This is a genomic window from Staphylococcus sp. HMSC068G11 (assembly GCF_001815825.1).
GTDB lineage: Bacteria > Bacillota > Bacilli > Staphylococcales > Staphylococcaceae > Staphylococcus > Staphylococcus epidermidis.
The window spans coordinates 121577-147058 of the sequence record NZ_KV822090.1 but is presented as its reverse complement, the minus strand read 5'-3'; the positions used below and the strand labels follow the sequence as shown (position 1 = coordinate 147058).

Below are 25482 nucleotides of genomic sequence, written 5' to 3'. Positions count from 1 at the left end.
GACTCCCTTAGCTATTTTTCATGATTATAGTTTCAAAATTATTAGCAACAGCTTGACACTTATCTGCTATTTCTTCCATGCTTTGATAAATATCTTTTATTTTAATTAATGTGATTGGATCTGTTTCACTGTTGAAGATGTGTTTCATCGACTGTCTTAAGATACCGTCGCAATTTGTCTCAAATTCTTTAATATTAATAGAATGAATGCGCATGTGAGATAACTTTTTGTCTACAAGTAATCCTACAGCTAGCTTCATTTCGGCAACTGCTTTTTGTATGTTTTCTACAAATTCAGCCATGTACTCATCCGTATATTCAATTGAATACATTTCAAACATTGCTGATGTCTCTTCCATAGCATCTAGAACATCATCTATTGCATTGCATAAAGATAAGATATCTTCACGTTCAATTGGTGTAATGAATGTTTGGTTGAGATCAGAAATAACTTGATGCATAAGTTCGTCACCATGTGACTCATACGTTTTAATATTATCAGAATAAGCTTTCAAATCTAAATGTGTATTGAAATCCATTTTACCGAATTCAATAGCTGCACGGTCTAGATTGAATACCATTTCTTCTAATTGAACCATGAACTTATCCTTTTTCTTACTAAACATTAAAAATCCTCCATTTTGAGCGATTGTCATCAATCACATTATTAAATTTTATTTGTGTAAGACAAGTAGTTGAGGAACTGATTTACAATTATTATAAAAAGTAACTAGCAATTCTTATATTGTAAAAATTGTGTAAATTTAATATATAGTTATCATTTATTGATGTTCGCCAACATCCAGTTTTGTCCCTACTTGAAAATATCACAAAATTTACATAACTACAATTCTATTTACAAATTCTTAACAAACTAGATATTAAATTTTTACATAAGCGTCTCATGGCTTATTAAAAATGATGAGCGATAAAATTATGTAAACACTTTTATCCACTACAACTTTAAAATAACGATTTATTAAATCAATTTCAAATATTAATTGTAATTTTTATTCAATTTAATAAAGCGACACTTTAATCACTTGTTATTTTCAATGATTAAAGTGTCGCTTCGTATTGTTCGTTGGAGTTTTGAAAATATATTAAAGTCTATAAATTAAATAACACAAATTCAATAAGTATAAATTTATATCGAATGTTTAATTGTTCTTTTAGAATGATTATAAGCTATAATAGCAAATACTGCATAAGTTGCTGTATAAACCGCCATAACTATAAAAATAGGTATTTGATTTGTCACATTCATTAAATGCATATAAGCAAGTGAAGCAAAATATGCATGCAGTAATGCAATAATTAAAGGTAAACCAAAATTAAATATTACCTTAAGTTTCAAACCTTTAGACATATCTTGATGCGTAAATCCTAGCTTACGAAGAATCGTGTAATTCTCAAGTTCGTCTTCCGTTTCATCAATCTGTTTAATGTAAATTATACATCCTGCTGCGATTAAAAACGTAATTCCTAAAAACGATGTCACAAATAATAAAATACCAGTTAAACTAGAAATTTCACTTGCCGCTTCACTTCTTGTTTCTATATCTTCATTGATACTACTAACTAATTGTTCTAATTCTGGTAAATCATTTTTATTTTTAAGATCAAAACCATATTGGGAAACAATATTCTTTTCTTTTATATGTTCTCTAATTTTTTGATAATCTTCATCATTTAAAATAAGTGTCGGTCTACCACGATCGACATCAGACATAAAATAGACTTTATTTATCCCTTTTCTCAAACTTACTTTTAAACGAAACTTCTTACTTCCTACATAAGCCGTCCCTTTTTTGTCTGTTTTAACAACATCTTTGAGAGATCCTCTAGGTATAATAATATCTGTCTGCCCTTTTTTCGTACTTACATTTGGAATATATTTATCACTCGTTACTGTGATTTCTTTCGGTCTATATACGCCTTCGCTAAAAAGATGATCTTTATAAACTTTTGCATATACGACCTCTTTATAATTATAGTAATGTTCAATATTACGATTATTTAATTTAAAAGCAAGTTCATTTGCTTGTCTCTGATTCTTTAACGTAACATCATGTGGTGAACTCAGTAACACTTCATTTGTTAACGTACTACGACTTAACGCCGCAAAACATAATACAGAAACGGTTATTGCTGACACAACAGTCATTATAGTTAAAGAAAATGCATTCTTCTTTACACGATATATAATAGGTGATGTGAACATAACATCTGTGACACTTACCGTTCCATTTCTCAACCGCTGTATCGCTTTAAATATCAATGAAACTGTACTTCTAAAGAAAAAATATGATCCTATAACAGTTAAAAATAAAATAGCAAACGGTTGAATAATTGTTTCTACGTTATCTACTAATTTAGTCGACATTATATAACCACTAACTATCATAATAATCCCTAGCACGCCTAATACAACTTCACCAAGTGTTGTGCGCGTATGACTGAACTCTTTTTTGTTTACATCAGATGCTAACTCTTTAATAGAACGTTTAAGCAAATATACATAGCTTTGAAAGACTATAAGTACGTATGACACAGCTATTAATAATAACGTTTCTAAAATGGCATGATAATTAAAGATAATAGAAACACTCACGTTGATTCCTAATAATCGCAATACAATCATGAGTAAAATTTTCGAACCAAAGATCCCCAATATGATACCTACAATAGTTGTCATCATAAATGTCATCAATTGCTCCAACATAATCATTTTCATGATATCTTTCTTTGTTAGACCAATGATTTGTAATAACGATAGTTCACGCCCTCGTCTTTTCAAAAATAAAAAATTAGCATAAAGCAAAAAGACCAAAATAATGATAAATAAAAAATAACTTCCTACTTGTGAGCCTTCTTTGATGACAGGGAACGACTGATTACCGTGTAAATGGTGCGCATATTTTAAAGTTACAAAACTAAAATATAATACAACGCTGATAACAAGAGATAATAAATAAATAGCATAGTGCGTCACATTTTGTTTAAAGTTTTTGAAGATAATTTCATTAAAGCTCATAATTGATGCCACCAAGTACACTTTGCGTTCTTATAATTTCTTTATAAAACGTTTGTTTATCATCATCACCTTGATACAACTCAGTAAAGATTTGTCCATCCTTTAACATCACAACACGGTTTGAAAAACTAGCAGCTACTGGATCATGTGTCACCATAAGTATAGTTGTGTTAAATTCCTCATTCATATATTTAAGACGCTTAAGTAAATCTTGTGTACTTTTAGAATCTAAAGCACCTGTAGGCTCATCTGCAAATATAATTGAAGGTAAATTAATAAATGCTCTTGCTGCTGAGGTACGTTGACGCTGTCCACCTGATAACTCTGATGGATATTTATCACTAATATCACTAATATTCAAAGCCTCTACTATACGTTGATAACGTTCATGCATGATTTGTTTATCTAACTTTTGAACTGATAGTGGAAGCATAATATTTTCTTTAACGGTTAAAGTGTTTAAAAGATTATAATCTTGAAAAATAAATCCAATATCTTTTTTTCTAATATCAGATAATTGCTTATTAGATAACTTCTCAAGTTGTTTCCCATTGATTGTAATAGATCCTTTAGTCATATAATCAATCGAACTGAGTACATTTAATAAAGTTGTCTTTCCTGAACCAGAAGGTCCCATGATTGATATAAACTCACCTTCATCAACATCTAAATTAATTTCTTTCAAAACTTCTTGGAAAGCTTGCTTATCACCATAAACTTTTGACAACTGCCTTACCTCTAATATCGACAAATAATCACTCCTGTCATACTTCAATCAAATTATCTTTTACGAAGACAAACTTAATGTAGACTATCATATCTTCTTTAATTTACATCATTTATTATATCGATTATTAATTACACTTGTGATAATAGTAAGTAACAAAACGCACGTTTAAAATGACAATCTTGTCACCTTAGACATGCGCTCAATGATTTCATTTTGTTGTGGGAAAATGAAATAAAACGTTGTTCCTTTCCCCACTATTGAATCAACTTTAACTTCAATCCCAAGTTGTTCTTTCACGCTTTGTACAAGGTATAATCCCATACCAGAAGACGCTGCGTCGTTGCGGTCTGTTGTAGAAGTAAATCCTCTATCAAATATACGTGGTAAATCTCTCTGACTAATTCCACGACCGTAGTCTTTAATTTTTAAAACGACATGTCCTTCTATGGTATAACCGCTCAAATTTATTGTAGAATTATCACTATATTTTAAAGAGTTAGACAGAACTTGTCTAATCATCATACGGCACCATTTAACATCTGTATAAACCTTTTGTTCGTCTTTAAAGTCTAATTCAAAACCTATCCCTTTTGCCTGACTGATATGTCGAGTAACTTGTATTTCATCTATAACCATTCTTTTTAATGAAATATAATCAAAATACATATCACGATGCTGTGATTCAAGCCTTGTTAAATATAATTGCTTATCTAACATCTCATTAATACGAGACCATTCAAATAATAACGCTCGCTTACGCTGATCATCACTTTCTTGATCTATCAATAATTTCATAGCCGTAACAGGTGTTTTTATATCATGAACAAACTCTGTAATTGTTTGTTCATGATTTTTAATTTGTAATTGTTGTTCGACTACTTTCTCTTTTTGAGCGTTTATATGACGATACAGATAATCTATGACTTGTTGTTGGAATGGGGTTTCTGCCAAATCTTTATGCTTAATTTCTTCAATTTCTTTATCTTCATAAAAATGTTTGGATAGACGGACTTCTTTAACAAACGTAAATAATAAGAAAAGTATACTCAAGCCTATGTTTAATATCACTATATAAAATACACTTTCAACTGAAATCTCATAATCTATGTAGGCAACACCTAATAAAATAATGTTGAGAAATAATATCCACAATATCCAGTTACTACGAGATTTTATAAAAAACCAAAACCATCGAAAATTATTCATGAGCTAAGTATCCTTTACCAACTTTGGTTTCTATTGCGCTAGCCATGTCAATTTCTGATAATTTTTTTCTTAATCTATTAACATTAACTGTTAAAGTATTATCACTAACAAAAGCTTCATCATCCCACAAAGCAGTAATGAGAGTGTCTCGCGTCACGATTTGATTGCGTTTATTGATTAACATCTCTAAAATAATCATCTCTGTTTTAGACAAAAAGATAGTTTTATCATTTTTTTGAATACTATCTTTTGATAAATCCACAGTAGCGTCTTGCCAACTTAATGTTCGCTTTTCTTCAACTCCAAATTCATAAACACGTCTATATATAGCTTGTAACTTAGCAATTAAGACGTTTGTATAAAATGGTTTTTGCATATAATCGTCTGCCCCAAGTTCCATACTCATCACTTGATCCATTGGATTATCTCTTGATGATAAAAACAAAATAGGAACGTTCGACTGTTGTCTCATTTTTCGACACCAATAAAACCCATCGTATTTCGGTAATTGAACATCTAAAATAACAATTTCTGGATTAAATGTCTCAAATGTCTCCATCACATGACTAAAATCCTCGACACCAGCGACATTAAAATCCCATTGTTCTAATTCCTTTTTTAATTCTTGAAAAAGCGTATTATCGTCTTCGACTAATAATATTTGCATAACGAATCACCTAATATATTATTTAGTATATTTAATCTTCTCACCTGATTGAATGCGCCCTTGATAATGCTTAATTCTACAATCAATTTCAAAGCCTCTCATAAGAAGTCCTTGAATCGGTGCTTGTACGAAATAGTAAATTGGCCAAAATAATCTAGGGATATAATCGTATAAATGAACCATAATTAAACGTGTTCCTTTAAGAAGTCTAAATTCTAATTTTGCTTGCTTCTTTAATTTTGGTTTCATCAATTTACCACCAATAAGATGTAATGTAATTATATCTTCTGTTGTATTAATCATTTTGAAAATAGCTAAAGGGCTTTTAATGTTCTTATTGTAAATGATGTAGTGATGACCTTGTTTTTGAGTATGTACAAAAGTTCCTTTTGTCTCATCTAACCATCTACTAAAATAATCTACAAGTTGATTGAGCGTCCATTTCTTCGGTAAAATCATCTTCATCGCTGTTCGAACATCATCATATTTAGCTGTTTGTAATTCTACGTTAATATGAGGACGTTTCACTTCAACATCCGTACAATCAACTGGTACTCCATAAGCGCCTAAACGTTCAATGGCTTCATTATCATGACGGCTCCCCGGAATATACACAATCTTTTTCAGCTTATTTATTGATGCAGCTCTACCAAAATTATCTGCCGCTATAAAGTTTAAATCTCGTGCTGTTGCATGTGTTAATTTAGCAGAATGTTTAGTTGGATCTAAATAATATACCGCAATGTCTATACCTTCCATAGCTTCAACTACATCTTTGTAATTATATATATCACGTTTTAACCATGTGATTTTGTTCGTAGATCCTTTATCAGGTTTGGGATATTTAGATAAAGCATATAATTGAGCATCATGTTCAATGACTCGACTTAAATATCTACCAATATAGCCGGTGCCACCTGCTAACAATACTTTAGGCTTCATAAATATCAGCTCCTAAACTTTCTTTTAGATAATTTTATATCAAGCGTAATTAAGTAAAGTGTATTATAATAAGGAAGACAATTGATTTAACAAAACAGGAGTGTTGATATGACACATCTCATTCGTGAAATTAGTATTAAAGACGTTGAAAACTTTATCAGTCTATTAAGCCAAATATATGATGAATCAGAATTTACATTCTACAATCCAGGTGAATATTCACCAACGATATCTTCCGCAAGTCAACACTTAGAAAAATACATCACTTCACCTACCAAAGCGATATATGTCGCTGAAAGTGATGAGCAACTTGTTGGATACGTATTTGTTAATACTGAAACCTATGAACGTACACAGCACGAAGCTGTCGTGTACCTTGGAGTTAGAGAATATTACCAACATCAAGGTATTGGACAAGCACTTATCAATAGAATTGAAGCATGGGCTTTAAATCATCATATTCGACGTATTGAAGCTACGGTTGTTACTGAAAACATTAACGCAATAGAATTGTTTAAAGGTATGGGCTTTCAAATCGAAGGTGAACTTAAAGATAAGCTTTTTATAAACCAAAAATATTATAACGAATATGTAATGGCTAAAATATTAAATTAACTAAGTATGTCACTATAAATTTTACCACATATTTAAAATATTAAATAATATCATTATACGTCTTTCATATTGAGGCGTATTTTAATTATCTTTACTACTTATAAGTTTAAGATTATTTATTCTTTACTTATTATGAATCTACTCCATCATCGTTTCGTATATCTTTAAATTATTCTTAAACTACTTTAATTTTAAAATCAAATCTATACTGTTTAGTCATAAAAACGCACCCCAAAAGCTAAATTTAGTCTTGCTTTTGGGGTGCACATTATTGTCTTGAGAATTTCAATATGTTATGCGTCGATGACTGAATTAAAAAATTATATCAAGCTTACTTTATCAATAATTCAGAGTAGAATTTCTTACAGAAATTACAAAGATAACGACTTTAGGATTGTTTGATGCTGATAGTGATTGTACATTAAATATGAATGATATCTCTTTAATGTAGTTATGATATTTAATTATGCAATCGTATTCTTCCAACATATACAGTACTTCTCGCAATGACGTACCTTAATGCACAAAACCATTGAAATACTTGATTAATAAACTTAAGAATCAAAAGGGTATAAGGATACTTCATTAGTATTTTGAGTTGGCTGATTTTGTGATGACTCGTTACTCTCCACTCCAGAAGATGATGTATTTCGACTTAAAAATAACAGCACTTTTTTGATATTTTCTTTTGATTCCGGTTTATCTAGATGAAATTGATATTGATGATGTAAGTGGTGCGAACCATCATAGAATAATGTATCTACTGGTATATTTTCTGCTTTCAAACCTTGTGCAAATTCTTTATTTTGACTGTAAAATGGATCAGCGTCACCAACCGAAAGAAATGTCGGCGGGTATTCATGAGTCACTTGATTGAGCGTTGACATTTGAGATAAGTTTTTAAAATCTGTTTCCCAATGACTTGTTCCGGTATAACTTTTCATAAATAATTGTATTCTTGGAAACTCGGTTGCCCTAACCGTTTTCATATTATAAAAACCACCAAAAAATACGGCAGCCTTTATTTGTGAAGGCTTGAACTGCTGTTCAAAATGCATTTCATCTCTTAAGTCTTCATTGGTTTGCATAGCTACATATTGACTGGTTAACTGAGCACCAGCAGAGTCTCCCCCAATAACAACTTGATCAAAATCAATAGGTAACTCATGCTTATTCTCTTTTACAAACTTTACAGCTTGATTGAGTTGTACTAGCGGCGTGGGATATTTATATTGTGGAGCTAGCGCATAATTTACGTTGACAATGATGTATCCTTGTTCTGCAATTCTTGACAATAATTGATTTTTATATTGTTTGTCTCCAGCGATAAATCCTCCACCATGCATCCAAAAAATTACCGGTAATTTCGTATCATTGCTCATATCTGCTGGGGTAATAATGTCTAATTTGCTGTTGGGCATACCTTTACCATATGAGATATCTCTATATAATTTTACATTTTTGTTATTAATTTGAACATTTGTCTTGCTCTTCTGTTTATCATGAACATGGTTATAATGACTCTTCAAATTAAAAGCCAATATAAGTGAGACAACAAGTATGATTAGTGTTGTTATCCATATCCATTTTAGCTTTTTTTTCATCATGGCTAACCCTTTCAAATAATTACTCTACTTGTCTTGCTATTAATATAATAAAACAAATATCGATATAATTAAACAAAGGGGTAGGACAGAATCCATTTTGATGAATTCGAAGTCCCACCCCTCAAAGCTGACTCAATTTAAAATTATTTAATATAAGTGTGCATCTTTAACTTAGTCAACTCGGATGAACATATATACTTGTTCATGTATTTTTTAACCTTAAACTTCTCACGATTAAAATAAACATTTTTAATCATAAAAGTGTGAAGCAATGACTACGCGATATGCTCTTCATCATCTTTTTTACGTTTATAATATTTAATCAACACTGCTACTACAATAAATAATCCGACAATACCCATAAATTTGTATAAAACATTGATTAAATCAGCGAATCCTACGAAACTTAAAATAAATGCCATCACCATCATGATAACAATGAATATATGGTATTTTTTACTATAAGGTTCTGTGAAACGCGCTGCAAAAGAATAACAAAGACCTAAAATTGTGTTGTACATCACAGCTAACATAATGACTGTGAGTACAAGACCTAACCAAGGATGTATACCTTTCGCTAGGTTAAGCGTAGGTATTGCTACATCTTTAATTTTTGAATATTCTGTTTGAAGTGAGAAGTTAATTAACGCAAGTAAGATAGCGTATAGCACACCACCAAACATTGCTCCTGCACCTGAAACTCTTCGCTTAGAAGCATCACCGCCGATAGCTACTATCGTACTAAATCCTACAGCAAATGCTAATCCGCCGTATACTAATCCCCAAAAGATACCTTTCCAAGCACTCGTTTCAGGCATAGCACTGTTTACTTCCCCTAATGAAATACTACCTGTAAATAGGTAGAACACAGCAATAAGAATAACCATTATGATTAAAAATGGTGTAACTATTCCTAAAGCTCTTACAATTTTATTAAAATCTAATAATAATGTTAAGTAAATCAAAACTGTCATGATTAATGCGCCTAACCAAGTAGGAATTCCAAAACTTTGCTCAAAAGTAGAACCTGATCCGGCTATCATAGTGACAGCTATACCAAATAAGAAAAAGACAAGAATATAATCAAAAACTTTACTAAATTTTTTTCCAAAAACATATTGCAATGTGGACTCGTGATTTTTCGCTTCAAATGCAGTACCTATCTTAGCTACTTGTCTTCCTATGAACCCAAGTATAAATCCTGAGATAATCACTCCAATATATGACCATAAACCAAATGGTGTGAAAAATTGCATCACTTCTTGTCCTGTTGAAAATCCTGCGCCGACAACAATGCCAACATAGGCAAAACCAATTTTTATAGCTTCTTTATTCAGCCCCATGTGAATATTTACCTCCTTAGAGTTGCACAGTGAGCATTATAACGTACTGACTTTTTATTGCAACCCTAAAAAAATGTATAAATTTAGCTATTCTGTATTTTTAATCATTTTAGAAAACGATTTTTCGGACTTCAATATAAACAAAAATGCATAATCAATCGTAATCATGTATAAAAAATAGTCGCAAAAGTTTCAATAAACTTGAGCGACTATAACTCATTTTTTAGCGTGCATCTCTTTGATTATTCAATTCATTAATGTCTACAACTACATTATCCATACGTTTTGCTGTATCTTTAAGTACATTTCGTGCAACATTATTACTTGGATCGAGTTTTAGAATACGTTTAGCGACATCAAACGCTTTTTTATCCGAAATAACTGGCTCAGGAATAGCATGAAGTAATAACATTTGTAGTAAACTCTTCACTTCATTTCCGTCAGTAAGTTTTATGGAAGAATCTGCATGATAATATGCTGAATCTAGTGCGCCCTCATATTCACTTAAAGGATAAACAAGTAAAAGGAATGCTAAATCATGTAATTCTGATGATTCTTCTACCTTAATCATATCTAGAATACATGTATAAAACATCATACTCTCTACTTCATGAGCACTAGAGATGTATGCTTCTTCAAATTCCATAAAATCTGTTTCGGACATTAACTGTCTAACTAGTTCAAACTCGCCATTCAATACATGTTTTTTTATAAGATGTTGCATGGCAATGTCCTCCTATTGTCCAGATTTTATATAACAATTATTATTATAATACCATAATTACCTTTAAATTTCATTTAAAAAATGATTCTCAACGTTTTGGACCGTAAAATTACAATATATTTTCAAACACCTTTTCTTTATATGTATACGTCTTATAATAGCAATAATAAATGTATAAAATGGTGAACTTTAAAAATTATTATGGTTCACGTGTTAAAATTTTTCAAACTATGGTTATGATACTAAAATACTCTATAGGCTTATTAATATAAAAAAATGCTCAAAACAATTATCATTTTGAGCATTTTTTATTATAATCATATTTTTTCAATAAGACTGTATTCATTTAATCATGAATAGGTCTGACAGAATAAATCGTAAGTAACTAAAATTGGTTTCCCTGTTCTCGGATCTATATCTAAAACACCATCAATATTAAATACCTTTTCTAGAATGTCCTTAGTTAACACTTCCTCAGTTTGACCAGTCGCAACAATATCTCCAGCTTTCATCGTAATAAGATGATCTGAGAAGCGTATTGCTTGATTAATGTCATGTAAAACCATGACAATAGTGCAACCTTCTTCTTCGTTGAGCTTTTTGACTAAATTTAATATTTCTAATTGATGACAAATATCTAAATAAGTTGTAGGTTCATCTAAGAAAATAATATCAGTACGTTGAGCTAGTGCCATTGCAATCCACACGCGTTGTCTTTGTCCACCACTTAAATCATTTATAGTACGATGACGAAATTCACTTGTACCTGTAACTGACAGTGCCCAGTCAATTTCTTTTTTATCTTCTGCAGTTAAACGACCAAATCCTTTTTGATGTGGAAAACGTCCATAAGAAACAAGTTCTCCCACAGTAAGTCCATCTGGGACCTCTGGTGATTGTGGTAAAATTGCTATTTTTTTAGCTATTTCTTTCGTTGATGTGGCATGAATACTCTTACCATCCAAATTAATTCTACCTTCTTTAATTGACAACAGTCTAGATAACGCTTTCAATAAAGTTGATTTCCCACACCCGTTAGGTCCAATAATAGAAGTAACCTTTCCATCAGGAATTGCGACATCCAAATTATTAATAATCGTAGAATCACCATAGCCAATTTTCACTTGTTCACCACTTAAACGACTCATAATAATTCCCCTACTTTCATTCTCTAAAATCTTGCTTTATATATAGTAAAAACATTGTTATTGATTAAGTTATTCACTCATTATCAGTCATAAACTGGTAATTGATAATCATTATCATAGTTTTCATTATAACATCTCTTCTATATTATGACTAACAATTATTTTCACTATGTTATATATCATACTCGTAAATGAGCAGCAGTGAATTAAGTGAGTAGTATTGACCATAATAGATAAGTAGGGAACAGTATAATAATAAAAAGCCCAAAATGGCTTTAACTAAGTAACCATTTTAGGCTTCACTTTAAAAAGTGTCTTACATTTTAGCAACTTTCTAACTTTATAACATATTGAAATTTTACTCATCTAACAAAAAACCATTACCATATACATCACGAACGTCATGAATAACTAAAAAGGCATTTTCGTCAATATTTTTGATAATTCGTTTAGCACGGGAAACTTGTGTTTTAGAGATGACGACGTAAAGTACATCTTTTTCTTCTCTAGTGTAATAACCGTGTCCATTTAATATTGTTAATCCTCTTCCAACTTGCTGATCAATAGCTTTTGCTACCTCATTCGGGCGACTAGATATAATAGTCATTGCTTTTTTAGTATTTAATCCTTCTATAACAAATTCCATCACTTTTGTACCTATATATAAAGACATAACTGTAACTAAGCACTTCGCCAAAGGAATTTCTGTCAATGAAATAAGCACAACGATAAGGTCAAAGAATAACAAAGCGTATGGCGTACTAATATCTAAATATTTATTAACAATTCTCGCAAGAATAACCGTTCCAGCAGTTGTTCCCCCTGCTAGAACGATAATACCAATTCCTAAACCAACACAAGTCCCACCAAACACAGCATTAATTACAACATTCCCAGTTTCTACATGCCATGTTTCAGTTAAACTTAGAAAGATTGAAATGAGTACTGTAGCAAAAATAGTTAAATATGTACTACGTTTGCTCAAATATTTATAACCCACAATAATTAAAATAGCATTTAAAACAAAATTGGTTATTGCCGGTGAAATATGAAAAGCATAATATAATACGATGGCTATACCAGTGACACCACCCTCACCCAAATTCCCTGAAATAACAAATGCATTGATACCTGCAGAGAAAATAAATGAACCTATAATAACTAAAATGATATCTCTGATAGTTTTATTCACTCAATCACCCCTAAAACTTTGTTTAATTATTAAAATGTTAGCATAAGGTAACTACTTACTACAATAAAATTTCAAATAAATATATGATTTAAAAAAACAACTTCACATATCATAATATTCGTAATTATAAAAATATGTCATATTAAACGTACTAAAATAGAAATTCAACACATCCGCTTTCGAACAAATTTAAATATTCTGAATTTTTAATTTACTTATACGCCTAGGTCTGCTATAATAACTTTAACTTCTTGAAAGAGAAGTTATCTCCTTTGTGTTGTTTATAGTAACAAAACAAATTTTGCTCGAAGTACTGTGACAGTACCTAGTCCTTACCGTTACAAGTACATTAATATTCATTTCCCATAAAAGCCAAGTATAAAAAGTGTCTCCTCACTTTTATGCTTGGTTTTTATCATTTTAGAAATTCGTAAATCAATTCGTCAGCTTTCTACAAAATTAAAAAGCACACGACTCATCTAATTACAAAATAGAATGAGTAGCGTGCCTATATAAATTAAAAATCTAAAAAGTAAATTACCAAGCAAATATTCCAACAAATGCAGCAGTAAGTAAGGATACTAAAATTCCTGCTAACAACATCATCGGTACATATTTGGAAACAAAATCCGACGTTTTCTTATCAACTATACCTTTCAATGTACCTATAATCATTCCAATAGTTGAAAAGTTTGCAAAAGAAACTAAAAATGTTGATATAACTGCTCTATGATGAGGCGTCATTGCATTAACTTGATTAGAAATTTCACCCATCACAACAAATTCGTTTGTTACAATTTTCTTCGCCATTTGTTGTGCTACTTCCCACGCTTCATTAAACGGTAAACCTAATAGTAACGCAAATGGATACATGAAAACGCCTAAGATTTGATCAAGACCAAAGCTACCTTTGACACCAATACTATTTGCAATAAGATGTGTGATTAAATGAATCAATCTATCAATTAAGTCAGCCAAAGCTACAAAACTAATGACAAATGCAATGATAATTAATACAAGCTTTCCAGCTGCTAAAACTGAATCTCCAAGAAATGAGAAAAATGGTTGTCTTTCAGTTTGGTGATCTCTTATGCTATACACGACATCTTCTTGTTCTTCAACTGATACAGGATTCAAAATACAAGAAACTATAATTGCGTTAATAATATTTAGTGGAATTGCCGTCAATACAAGTTCTCCAGGTATCATTTGCACATAAGCGCCCACAATTGCTCCTGAAACTGAACTCATAGACATCATTGCAATAGTTAGTACCCGCATCTCATTCATGCGTTTAAGCTGTTCACTAGAAACAGCAAGAGCCTCAGTATTACCTAAGAACATCATTTCAACACCAAAAAATGATTCAAACTTAGGTTGGCGTGTAACTTTAGCAAGTACCCAACCAATACCGCCAATGATTTTTGGAAGTATATTAAAGTACATAAGAATGTCAAATAATGGTACAACTAATAAAATAGGGAAGAGCGCGCTTACTGCCATGTCCATCATTTTATTAGACGTGAAGCTTTTAAATGCAAATCCAGTACCCTCATGTGCGGATTCTATAACCCATGCTATACCGTTAGCTGCTCCTTTAACCCCTGTTCTTCCCCATGGAAAATATATAAAGAACCAAGCTAAAAACAAATTTAAAATAACCAAAATAAAAATAGATTTCCATTGTATATTCTTCCTATTTCTAGAGAAAATAACTCCTATACCTAGGAAAATAAATAACCCAATGATATTAACTAATAAAAACATTTGGCACCTACCTATATGTATTTTTATACTTTCATGCATTGATTATGCAATCCTGTAAGACTATCAATATGTCATTCTATGTATTTTGTTAATGGTGAACAATGATGAACAACAAAAAAATGAAAGCGTTTGTTTTACGTACTATGTTTCTATACAAACCCCAAAAGTTCTTTTAATCTTACAAAAGTTATTATACCACGTGAAAAATAGGGTTAAAATGACATTTTTACAAAACTTACATAAAAAAACACGCCCTTCCACTCATTTATTAGGGCGTGATTAATATTAATCTGATAATTTTTGAGATGTAACAAAATGTCTGTATTTATCATGACTTGCCATCAATTCATGATGTGTTCCTTTACCGGTAACTTCACCTTTATCAATAAATACAATTTGACCAGCTTTTTTTATAGTCGAAAGTCGATGAGCAATAACTACAGTAGTTCTGCCTTCCATAAGGGTTTCAAGTGCTTCTTGAATTTTTAATTCACTTTCGCTATCTAGGTTCGCTGTCGCCTCGTCTAATAACAAAATATCAGGATTTTTAACAAAACTTCTAGCGATATCTATTCTTTGTCGTTGACCACCTGATAATTTGAGTCCACGCTCACCAACCATCGTGTCGTAACCTTCGTCAAACTGCATAATAAAATCATGACAATTAGCAAGCTTAGCATACTCTATTAACTCTTCATCATCAACTTTTCTATTAATACCATATAAAATATTATCTCTTATCGTTCCACTCATCATCGAATTAGATTGCATAACATAACCAATTTTTGTACGCCACTTTGAAAGTGGAATATCAAAAATACTTTGATTACCGTATTTAATATCTCCACGTTCAATATCATACATGCGCTCAATTAAATTAAAAATCGTACTTTTACCTGAACCAGAAGGTCCTACAAACGCGCTCACTTCACCTTGTGGAATACTAAATGACACATCTTCCAAAATCTTTTTAACGTCATATTTAAAATCCACGTGCTCAAATACTAATTCGCCGTCGATGATCGTAACGTCTTTAGATTCTGACAAAGCTTCAGTAGGTTCAATAGGCTCTTGCATAATTTCATATATACGACTGCTCGCACCCACAGCTTTTTTATAATCCGTAACTAGTGTCGATAAGTTAATCAGTGGCATAGATAACTGGATTACATAAAATATCATAGCAATAAGTGTTCCGGGAGTAATTGCTCCAGTACCTATTTCTAATGCACCAAAACCTAAAATAATCGCAATAGTTAATAGCATAACAACACCAGAAATGGGCTGTACGACTGCTGATATTTTAGCTTGCTTTAATCCTAATCTATATATTTTTTTAAGATTTGTATGCGCATTATCTAACTCTAAACGCTCAGTATTAGATACTTTAACTAAACGCATTTCGGTAAGCACTCTACCTAATAATCCACTGAAGTTCGCAATTTCAGATTGCGTATTGGTAGATATTTTTTGCATCACACGTCCGAGAGGAACGATGATTAAAATAAATACAGGAATAGTAATAAATGTTAATAAAGTTAATTTCCAATCCATGATAAATAGCATGACTAATGAACCTATTAAAGTTAAAACAGAAGGCAATAAATTAGGTAGCTTTTGTGAAATAAATTCATTAATCACTTTTGTATCATCTGTTAGACGACTCATTAATTGGCCACTTTCATTTTTATCAAAGAACGGCATTTTTAATTGAATAATATGTTCCCACAATAATGAACGAATCGCATAAATAATCTTTTCACCAATTTTACTTAACAAATATAGGCCTATACCGCTAAGTAATGCATTAACTAAGAAAATCGAGCCAAATATAGCTATCATTCCCCAATTAATGCTACTGACGGAAAATTTATCAACTAAACGTCCAGTGAATAATGGTACTAATAAACCACTTAAACTTCCCAACGAAGTAATGATAACCGCTGCAATGATTAACCCATATGGCCATGAGAGTCTTTTAAATAAGAAAAACAAAGGGTTTTGTTCTTTCATAGTTATACCTCGTCTTTATATTCATATTTGATCTTGCTTAATATTGTAAAATTTCACTTCATCCCAATTCACAAAATATATAACGATTGCTTATTTATAAGTCTTTTAAGCAAATTTATATGATACCCAAAATGTTGCAAACTATGTAATTTTAACATTCAACTTCTCATGTACGTAACTATGTTCTTCGTAGTTGATATTATAACATTTTTTATCAGAACACACGCAAAAGATTATTTAATAGTACAAAAAATTGCACGTCATCTTATTTTTATTTTCTGTCACCGTTCTGTGTTGAAAAGTACTAACGAAATATTTACTATGGTTCAATATTTCTACGAATAATCGATTTTATCCGAATCAGCTACACATAAGATCTAAAAATATTAAAATATATGTGATGAAATTTAACATATTTAAAAATGATAATACGTGATACCAATATGAGGATTCAATTTATCAAACTCACTATCATGTATATGTTTTATGACTTTATTGATACAAAATTAACTAATGCACTTACATCCACATACATTCGAGAAAGATGAGGTTGATATATTATCAATATAGAAAAAAGTAGCAAGATATTTTCTCATTAAATAATATCTTACTACTGTTCTCATAGATTTATGTCTTCAACTTTATTAAATAATATATAAGCATCTCGAATTACAGAATGTTTGATTTTAAATATAAAACCTGAGACATCTATCATTATCTCAGGTTTCATTTACATATTAGCAATCGATGACTAGATAAAAATAAGTTTATATCAACCTTTTCCAACTCTAGTTCACATTAATTTAAAGAACAATTCTTTCTTATCTCTCTTTTCGAGATTAAATGTTCAATAGTGTCATAAATACTCTTAGTTATTTTGTATCTTTTCCGTATAATTCTTGCTTGATTTTGGTAGTTGAGATGCCTTCTGTGCGGTTAAGATAAATGACTTCACACTTATCTTTAAGGAAATCAAATTCCCCTTCCCAATCATGACCCATCACAAAAACATCAACATCAAAACGATCAACATCTTTTTCTTTCTGTCCCCATCCTTCTTCAGGGATAACTAAGTCTACGTATCTAATAGACTCTAACATCATCTTACGTTGTTCATAATCGTAATATGATTTTTTGTTTTTGATTTGATTGAATTCATCAGTAGAAAGCGCAACGATAAGATAATCCCCCATCTCACGAGCTCTTCTAAGTAATTCAATATGACCATAATGAAGCAAGTCATATGTACCATAAGTAATGACTCTTTTCATGATACGAAATTCTCCTTAACTAAAAATTTAATAAAAATTTATAATCTTAATGTATCATAAATATTTTGAGCATGCCATTAATACTATATTAGATACTAAACATAAATAAATTTAAAACTTACTTCAAAGAAAAGTTATTTTTTAAAAATTCTTTTTAGTGATTCTTTACCAGAAAATGATAACTTTTTAGGTATAACTTGAAGTTTAAAACGAATTAAGCCTGGTCTGCCAATTCCAACCTCACTAAGTGCCTTTTTCCATTGTAAGTATAAAGGATTTGTCCAATGTGTTGCACTCTGTTCAACAGCTCTAACAATTCGAAACATAGCCTCTCCCGAGTAATGTGTATGCTGCATAGCTTTCATATAAGCTATAACACTTTCAAGCAAAGATTGCGTCATTTTGTTATTTTTCTTTAAATGCGCCTGTATTAAGTAACTTACTATGAGGTTATCCATTCGATAACTATAATAGATTTTTTCGTCTAATAATAATAGTAATTCCATCACGCGTTGACGAACTTTTAACGCATCACTCATATAAGGTAAAAATGTATCAGCACGTTGCGCTGTTACTGATCCTTCTCTCTCATTATAGCCATATACAATGTTAGGTATAAGTTGAATATCTCGCGCTTTAGAGAACGCTTTGACAATAAAGGTATGTTCTTCACAGAAAACGACATCTTCATCAAAACGTAATCCGGCATACTTCGTGCTAAATAATTTTGCTCCAGGTCCTATCGATTGTAAAATATCCGGTTTACGATCAAGTGTGACAATCGCATCTTTCACCATAGATTGATGGGTCGAAATGACTTGCCATTCGCCGTTAACTTCTCTGGCCATTTGACCGATAACAATATCGGTTTCTTTGTTTTTCTTAAAAGCATCCACCATTAAATCAATCCTACTAGGTAAAAACTCATCATCTGCGTCTAAAAATAAAAATGCATCAACATCTTCAGACATAGCTTCTAAGCCAACATTTCTACTTCGAGCTGCTCCTTGATTACTCTGATGAATGACTTTGATGTGAGGATGTTTTTGTTGTAGTTCTGTTAGTACATGTTGTGTTTGATCAGTTGAACCATCATTGATACAAATAATCTCATAAGGCACACTAGTATCAACTGAGAGTATGGCCCGTTTAATCGTTTCTTCAGCGTTATACACTGGAATAATTATTGCTAATTTCATTATTTCACCAACTTATTAATAAAATGGACTAACTGGTTAAGACTATCTTTTGAATTATATTGATGCCAATCATTAAATAAAGATTGAAATTGCTCATCGTTATCATGTATCGCTTGTATAATTGACTCTTCATTACTCATTTTGTACCGTTCAGGAATTGCATAATAAAATTCATTCAATCCTCTTACTTTTTCATATTGCTGTTCATCATAATTATAAATAAGTGTCGGTTTATTAAGTGCGCTTGCTTCAATAGGTAATGAGCTATAATCACTTATAATAATATCCGCCATAATTAACATTGAGGTAACGTCGATTGAATGAGCAGTTTGACAATCAACAGTCGAGGGATGCAAATGACTCAATAACGTATAATTCGGTAAGTGCCGTTCAAAGTTTTCTTTATCAATAGTACGTTGTGCTACTTGACCTTCTCTATAAGTCGGAACATATACTGCGAGTTTATTTGTAATATGATATTTCTTTTTTAATCGTTGTTGTTCTAACTTAAGATTACTTCTAAAGTATTGGGTCAGTCTTGGAAGTCCAAACTTTAACATTTGCGATGGAGATGCATCAAACGATTGTATAAAACATTGAGCCATTTTCTCCCCACCTACCAAATAATAATCGGTAGCATCATAAACTTTTTTGTATTGTCTTACCATAGCCTTGTTTTTTAAATCAACTTGATGATCAGTTAAACCAAAATTTTTAAGCGCACCGGCAGCATGCCATGTTTGAATAACAATTTGCCCTTTTTTCTTCTGATAGCCACCCATCATTAAATAATACGTATCTAAAATAATAACCTTTGCTTTACTTAATACTTTCATATGTTTCATAATATATTTATTTCCGGCGGGTATAAAATATGCATGATTAATGTTATTAATATCTTTCTGGTATATTTTTTTACCAATAACCGTTACATAGTATCCTTCACTACATAAGGCCTCTATAATAGGCAAAACATCTTGCTTAAAGGTCATCATTATCACAATGTGCTTCGAATTAACATTAAACGGTTTAAAAATCATATTTAAAAGCACAATAGCTAAGATATAAATCTTTTTAATTATCAATCTCATTTTTTCACCATCTTTAAATTTCCAATCATTATATCAAATTATAAACGATACTTACTTTCAAAGAAAATAAAAGCAAATAATTTTTAATTTACTCAAAAATTCTACTAAAAGTCTCGATATTATTAAAAAAAGTAGGACTACGAATTCATCTTGAATCCATTGTCCTACCTCATAATGTCAATATGGCATATATTAAATTTGAACTATTTCTAACAAACAGTTATTTAAAAATTTCTTTTTATAAAAAACTAAATCTTTAATAATAAGCTAAATATTAATTCATTTTATGGTAAACCGTTAATAGAACTCTCTTGATTGACACTTTTACAAGAAGTCCGCAAAGTGATCTCTATAGCGTCTATGTAAAATAGAACCTACTATAAAGAATAAGAGAATGATAATAACGTTATATAGCATTAACTTCCAATGATCTATGAAATACCATTGATGGAACAATATTGCTGCTCGGTATGATTCTGCGATAAAATATACTGGATTAAATAACATAATTTGATGAATCAAACCACTTACGCCATGATTTTTTGGCACCCATAAAATCGGAGACATATAAAACAATATTCTCATTAATGCTTGCATAATCATCTGCGTATCTCTAATTAAAATCCCCAAAGTTGATGTTAAAAGTGCCACCGACGATGTTAGCAAATATGCAAAAGGTACATATATAAGTAATTGTACAATGTGAATTGAAGGGATAATTCCATTGCACATACAAGCTATTATAATAATTGCTAATAATCCTAAATGACCATAGAACCTACTTGTTACAATATAAGTAGGAATGATTGAAAGTGGGAAATTCATCTTTGCCACTTGATTGAATTTCTGAGAGATTGATTTAGTTCCTTCTAACACACCTTGATTAATAAAGAACCACATACTTATACCAACTAACAACCAAAATACAAACGGAATGCCATGTATTGGTGCATTGCTTCTAATTCCTAAACCAAAAACAAGCCAGTACACCATGATTTGTAAAGCAGGGTTCAATACTTCCCATGCAATACCCAGATAGTTATTATGATTGGTAATTTTAATTTGGAATTGTGCTAGTCTTTGAATTAAATAGAAGTTTTTGATATGTTCTTTTAAAACCGTTCCAACTGCGAACATTAAACTTAACCACGCTTTCTCCTATAATAGATTATCTATCTATTGTAAATCATTAATTGTTTCTCTTTAATTTGATTCATTGAGTCCATTCTTAAATAATAACATTTAACTGTTTATCATAAGCTCATTATATTATACAATCAATTCAGTTAAAAATTGTTAGAAATTTCGTGTAAGATTGAATTTTAGAAAATGAACCTCTTTCTTAACTCACTGTGTTAAATTTATTTTCAATAAAATCTTCTATTCACTTTACACTAGGTTAATAAATTTAACAACTGATGTGTTGTATATTATAATCTATATAAATGTTTATAAGGAAGGTACAAAAATGAGCGTTTCGGTAAATATTGAAAATTTGACAAAAGAATACCGTATCTATAGAAATAATAAAGATAGAATTAAAGATGCATTAATACCTAAAAACAAAAATAAAACATTTTACGCTCTGGATAACGTAAGTTTAACAGCGCATGAGGGAGATGTGATAGGCTTAGTCGGCATCAACGGTTCAGGTAAGTCTACTTTAAGTAATATGATTGGTGGCTCAATTTCACCAAGTTCCGGTGAAATAACAAGACATGGTGATGTGAGTGTCATCGCTATTAATGCAGGTTTAAACGGACAATTGACAGGTGTAGAAAATATTGAATTTAAAATGCTCTGCATGGGCTTTAAAAGGAAAGAAATTAAAAAATTAATGCCGGAAATTATAGAATTTAGTGAACTCGGCGAATTTATTTATCAACCTGTTAAAAAATATTCAAGTGGTATGCGTGCAAAACTTGGATTTTCAATTAATATTACTGTTAATCCTGACATATTAGTTATTGATGAAGCATTGTCAGTAGGCGATCAAACATTTACTCAAAAATGTTTAGATAAAATTTATGAATTTAAAGCGGCTAAAAAAACAATATTTTTTGTTAGTCATAATATTAGACAAGTGCGCGAATTTTGTACAAAAATCGCTTGGATAGAGGGCGGTAAACTAAAAGAATTCGGCGAACTTGAAGAAGTATTACCTGATTATGAGGCATTTCTTAAAACTTTTAAGAAAAAATCTAAAGCAGAACAAAAGGAATTTAGAAATAAATTAGATGAGTCACGTTTTGTCGTAAAATAAATTTGAAGAAAGTAAAACTAAAACATTAAGGGAGTGCAATAAAATTCATCCGAATTGATTGCCTCCCTTTTTCACACTTATTTTGATTTCATTTTATATTTTTGTATTGCTACCTTTAACATAAATTTAGGAATACTTATCATTCTCCCAATGCGCTTCCAATCGATAAGTACACGGTATACCCACTCAATATTTAACTTTCTAAATATTTGAGGTGCTCTTTTCTTTGAGCCACTGAATACTTCAAACGACCCACCTACGCCCATCATTACAGTGTGTTTAAATTTGTCCTTATGCTTTTGAATCCATTGTTCTTGCTTTAGAAATCCCATTCCTACAAAAATGTAATCAGGATTAAAACTTGTTATACGCTTTATGACTGTTTCATCTTCTAGATGAATATAGCCATGATGATGTGCAAAGTGAATATTAGGATATTGAGATTGAAGCTTTTTCTCTGCTGTCTCAATAATTTCATTTTTAGATCCAAGCAGATATACACGCTGATGGCTGACATGTGCTATTTTCAAACATTCTTCAAGAAGTTCTATTCCTGGCACACGCCGTTTTAAGGGCTGTTTTAATCGCTTTGAAGCTTTTACTATTCCTGTACCATCTGGAACTACATAATCAGCTTGATTAATTAAATTCCTATATTGCTCATGTTCAGTTGCATAATCCACGATTTCAGGATTAGCAGTCACTATAAATAAATTATCATCTGTATTACTAGATATGAACTGTTTAATATTTTCTACCATTTCCAACATTGTAGTATTATCAAAATTTACACCTAATATGTTAATTTTATTTTTTATTCTTTGGTTTTGATACATATTCAATCCCCACTTTACAACACGTTTAAAATGCATGAATATTTTAACACATGAAAATTTAAACAAAAAATATTTTCTAATCATTTACATCTAAAGTCTAAAGGATATCCATAGTCTTTTCATATATAATTAAATAAAGATGATTTTAACTTTTAAAAATACGAGGTCCACTTATGATTTATATACAAAATTTTATTACTACAACTATCCAATTAAATATCTATCTTATTTTAGTTATTGGACTGCTTTACTTAATCATACACTATTATAGATATAAAGGCTTTAACGCTTTCTTAGATATTTATTTAAATTATATACCGGTACTTACACACGAATTTGGACACGTCTTATTTAACAAACTCGTTGGTGGGAAGGCCAAAGATCTTGTCATTGTGACAAGCCCTCGAGAAAGAAACGTCACTTCACAACATGGCTATGCCATTACACAATCTAAAGGATACTTAGGTCAGTTCATTACAACTATAGGCGGTTATCTTATGCCACCATTGATGTTTTTAACTGGATTGGTATCTATTCACTATCAATATCCAAGTATATTTATCACTATATATTTACTTATTTTTATATATTATTTCTTTATTACTTCCCGTAAACTATCACCTTTGATTGTCATTATACTCATCTCAAGTTTACTCTATTTAGTATTTAGGCAAGACCATCAATGGTTCATTTATGACATCGTCACATTAAGTTACCATTTTATTTTAGGCGTACTTTTAGGTGAAATATTACAATCATCATGGACGATTTTTCGTCTTACCTTTCAACGTCCTAAACCTTCTTGGGATGGCAGTGCTTTAACGGAGATTACTCGAGTACCCACCTTTATCTTTAGTTTAGTATGGATATTATTCAATTTCTATACTGTGTATTTATTAATCAAATACACAATACTATAAATACGATACATAAATTTCATCATTCTATACATTGAATTGGTAATCACATTCTAACAACGAGGCAATGACTTAAAACGCTTATTACAAACACATTTAAATTTTTTCACGAAATTCCAATACCTTAAAAATGCCTAGGAAATTAATCCTAGGCTCTTTTTATCGTTTATTTTTCTGCAAAAATATTCATCGCATTTTCATAGCTTAAAATTGTTACAATATCATTCCTCTTAAGAATAATAACCTTATTGGTATCATCTTTGGATACAACTTCAACTGTATTTCCAATATAAATATCCTTACTTGATAAGTAAACTAACAACTCTGTCTTATCACGAACTCGTCGTACAGTAACACATTCTCCAGGTTCAAAATTGAGAATTGACGTAGTAAAAATTTCTTTATATTGATCACCTCTAGGAATGACGCCTCCATGAGGGCATGTTTTCGGAAAGTTTAAAATCTTATCTAAACGTTCTACAAATAAATCTGATATCCGATGTTCAAGTATTTCAGCTTCTTGATGAACTTCTTCCCAATTATATTGTAAAATTTCTATTAAAAATAATTCTAGTAATCGATGTCGCTTAATGATGTCTAACGTTTGCTTTAATCCTTCTTCAGTTAAACGGGCACCTTTATAGTGTTTTGTTTCAACATAGCCTTCCTTTTCTAAACGACCCACCATTTCACTTACTGATGGTGGTTTGATATTTAAAAATTGCGATAGTTTTTTATTTGATACAAAGGACACGTCGCCATCATTAGTCAAAATTGCTTTCAAATAATCCTCTTTTTCTTCAGTTAACATCGTTTCACCTCACACATTCACTTTATTGTACCATGAATTAACTTGACATGTTAAAACTTCAGGGTATATTATAAAATAAATTAGGTTAACCTAAACTTTTTATT

At 30.8% G+C, this 25482-nt stretch carries 22 protein-coding genes; 3 read left to right on the top strand and 19 right to left on the bottom strand.

What is annotated here, in order from left to right; all coding sequences use genetic code 11:
* Positions 1-7 precede the first annotated feature (7 nt).
* From HMPREF3058_RS06940 to graX, 6 genes are all read right to left on the bottom strand, one after another.
* Entirely contained in the window at positions 8-625 is a 618-nt protein-coding gene (locus tag HMPREF3058_RS06940) for a DUF47 domain-containing protein (protein WP_002457534.1), read from the bottom strand.
* A 521-nt stretch (positions 626-1146) separates the two neighbouring features.
* Positions 1147-3036 (bottom strand): ABC transporter permease VraG, encoded by a 1890-nt coding sequence (gene vraG, locus HMPREF3058_RS06935; protein ID WP_002491474.1) that lies wholly within the window; start codon positions 3034-3036, stop codon positions 1147-1149.
* Positions 3026-3787, bottom strand: coding sequence for an ABC transporter ATP-binding protein VraF (gene vraF, locus HMPREF3058_RS06930; protein WP_002491452.1), 762 nt, complete (start codon positions 3785-3787; stop codon positions 3026-3028). The genes vraG and vraF overlap by 11 nt, the downstream gene beginning before the upstream one ends.
* Before the next feature lie 144 nt (positions 3788-3931).
* Positions 3932-4972 (bottom strand): histidine kinase GraS/ApsS, encoded by a 1041-nt coding sequence (graS, locus tag HMPREF3058_RS06925; RefSeq protein ID WP_002491415.1) that lies wholly within the window; start codon positions 4970-4972, stop codon positions 3932-3934.
* On the bottom strand, positions 4965-5639 hold the full coding sequence (gene graR / locus HMPREF3058_RS06920) for a response regulator transcription factor GraR/ApsR (RefSeq protein ID WP_002491455.1): 675 nt from the start codon (positions 5637-5639) through the stop codon (positions 4965-4967). Before graR ends, graS begins: the two co-directional genes overlap by 8 nt.
* Before the next feature lie 18 nt (positions 5640-5657).
* Complete coding sequence (gene graX / locus HMPREF3058_RS06915; protein ID WP_002445844.1) at positions 5658-6581, bottom strand: auxiliary protein GraX/ApsX; 924 nt, start codon at positions 6579-6581, stop codon at positions 5658-5660.
* Positions 6582-6689: 108 nt separating this feature from the next.
* Here graX and HMPREF3058_RS06910 point away from each other — a divergent pair, with 108 nt between their 5' ends.
* On the top strand, positions 6690-7196 hold the full coding sequence (locus tag HMPREF3058_RS06910) for a GNAT family N-acetyltransferase (protein ID WP_001832115.1): 507 nt from the start codon (positions 6690-6692) through the stop codon (positions 7194-7196).
* Between the two features lie 554 nt (positions 7197-7750).
* Here HMPREF3058_RS06910 and HMPREF3058_RS06905 read toward each other — a convergent pair.
* The 11 genes from HMPREF3058_RS06905 to HMPREF3058_RS06855 all read right to left on the bottom strand — a co-directional run bounded on the left by HMPREF3058_RS06905 (position 7751) and on the right by HMPREF3058_RS06855 (position 21688).
* Positions 7751-8800 carry an alpha/beta hydrolase gene (locus HMPREF3058_RS06905; protein WP_002499293.1) on the bottom strand — a complete coding sequence of 350 codons (1050 nt, stop codon included), beginning with the start codon at positions 8798-8800 and terminating at the stop codon, positions 7751-7753.
* A 278-nt stretch (positions 8801-9078) separates the two neighbouring features.
* The gene (locus HMPREF3058_RS06900; RefSeq protein WP_002474354.1) at positions 9079-10146 is read right to left on the bottom strand and encodes a YkvI family membrane protein; all 1068 of its coding nucleotides are present in this window, start codon (positions 10144-10146) and stop codon (positions 9079-9081) included.
* Between the two features lie 223 nt (positions 10147-10369).
* A complete protein-coding gene (locus HMPREF3058_RS06895) occupies positions 10370-10870 on the bottom strand; it encodes a hypothetical protein (RefSeq protein ID WP_001832127.1) in 501 nt (166 codons plus the stop codon).
* A gap of 350 nt (positions 10871-11220) precedes the next feature.
* A complete protein-coding gene (locus HMPREF3058_RS06890; RefSeq protein WP_002445840.1) occupies positions 11221-12018 on the bottom strand; it encodes an ABC transporter ATP-binding protein in 798 nt (265 codons plus the stop codon).
* Between the two features lie 358 nt (positions 12019-12376).
* Complete coding sequence (locus HMPREF3058_RS06885; protein ID WP_002457541.1) at positions 12377-13210, bottom strand: YitT family protein; 834 nt, start codon at positions 13208-13210, stop codon at positions 12377-12379.
* A gap of 537 nt (positions 13211-13747) precedes the next feature.
* The gene (locus HMPREF3058_RS06880; RefSeq protein ID WP_002499294.1) at positions 13748-14977 is read right to left on the bottom strand and encodes a NupC/NupG family nucleoside CNT transporter; all 1230 of its coding nucleotides are present in this window, start codon (positions 14975-14977) and stop codon (positions 13748-13750) included.
* A gap of 285 nt (positions 14978-15262) precedes the next feature.
* Complete coding sequence (locus HMPREF3058_RS06875) at positions 15263-16990, bottom strand: ABC transporter ATP-binding protein (RefSeq protein WP_001832157.1); 1728 nt, start codon at positions 16988-16990, stop codon at positions 15263-15265.
* Between the two features lie 872 nt (positions 16991-17862).
* Positions 17863-18261, bottom strand: coding sequence for a glycerol-3-phosphate cytidylyltransferase (tagD, locus tag HMPREF3058_RS06870; protein WP_001833002.1), 399 nt, complete (start codon positions 18259-18261; stop codon positions 17863-17865).
* A 134-nt stretch (positions 18262-18395) separates the two neighbouring features.
* Entirely contained in the window at positions 18396-19460 is a 1065-nt protein-coding gene (locus HMPREF3058_RS06865) for a glycosyltransferase family 2 protein (RefSeq protein ID WP_002491427.1), read from the bottom strand.
* The gene (gene tarB / locus HMPREF3058_RS06860) at positions 19460-20551 is read right to left on the bottom strand and encodes a teichoic acid glycerol-phosphate primase TarB (protein WP_002491480.1); all 1092 of its coding nucleotides are present in this window, start codon (positions 20549-20551) and stop codon (positions 19460-19462) included. Before tarB ends, HMPREF3058_RS06865 begins: the two co-directional genes overlap by 1 nt.
* A 324-nt stretch (positions 20552-20875) precedes the next feature.
* Entirely contained in the window at positions 20876-21688 is an 813-nt protein-coding gene (locus HMPREF3058_RS06855) for an ABC transporter permease (protein WP_002445834.1), read from the bottom strand.
* 331 nt (positions 21689-22019) lie between these two features.
* Between HMPREF3058_RS06855 and tagH the strand changes: the two genes are divergently transcribed.
* A complete protein-coding gene (gene tagH / locus HMPREF3058_RS06850; RefSeq protein WP_001832071.1) occupies positions 22020-22814 on the top strand; it encodes a teichoic acids export ABC transporter ATP-binding subunit TagH in 795 nt (264 codons plus the stop codon).
* Between the two features lie 77 nt (positions 22815-22891).
* Here the strand turns inward: tagH and tarA are convergent, their stop codons facing one another.
* Positions 22892-23650, bottom strand: coding sequence for an N-acetylglucosaminyldiphosphoundecaprenol N-acetyl-beta-D-mannosaminyltransferase TarA (gene tarA, locus HMPREF3058_RS06845; protein WP_002499295.1), 759 nt, complete (start codon positions 23648-23650; stop codon positions 22892-22894).
* Positions 23651-23823: 173 nt separating this feature from the next.
* Here tarA and HMPREF3058_RS06840 point away from each other — a divergent pair, with 173 nt between their 5' ends.
* The gene (locus tag HMPREF3058_RS06840; protein WP_002491447.1) at positions 23824-24570 is read left to right on the top strand and encodes a M50 family metallopeptidase; all 747 of its coding nucleotides are present in this window, start codon (positions 23824-23826) and stop codon (positions 24568-24570) included.
* A gap of 163 nt (positions 24571-24733) precedes the next feature.
* Here the strand turns inward: HMPREF3058_RS06840 and HMPREF3058_RS06835 are convergent, their stop codons facing one another.
* Complete coding sequence (locus tag HMPREF3058_RS06835) at positions 24734-25378, bottom strand: metal-dependent transcriptional regulator (RefSeq protein WP_002445831.1); 645 nt, start codon at positions 25376-25378, stop codon at positions 24734-24736.
* Positions 25379-25482: the final 104 nt, after the last annotated feature.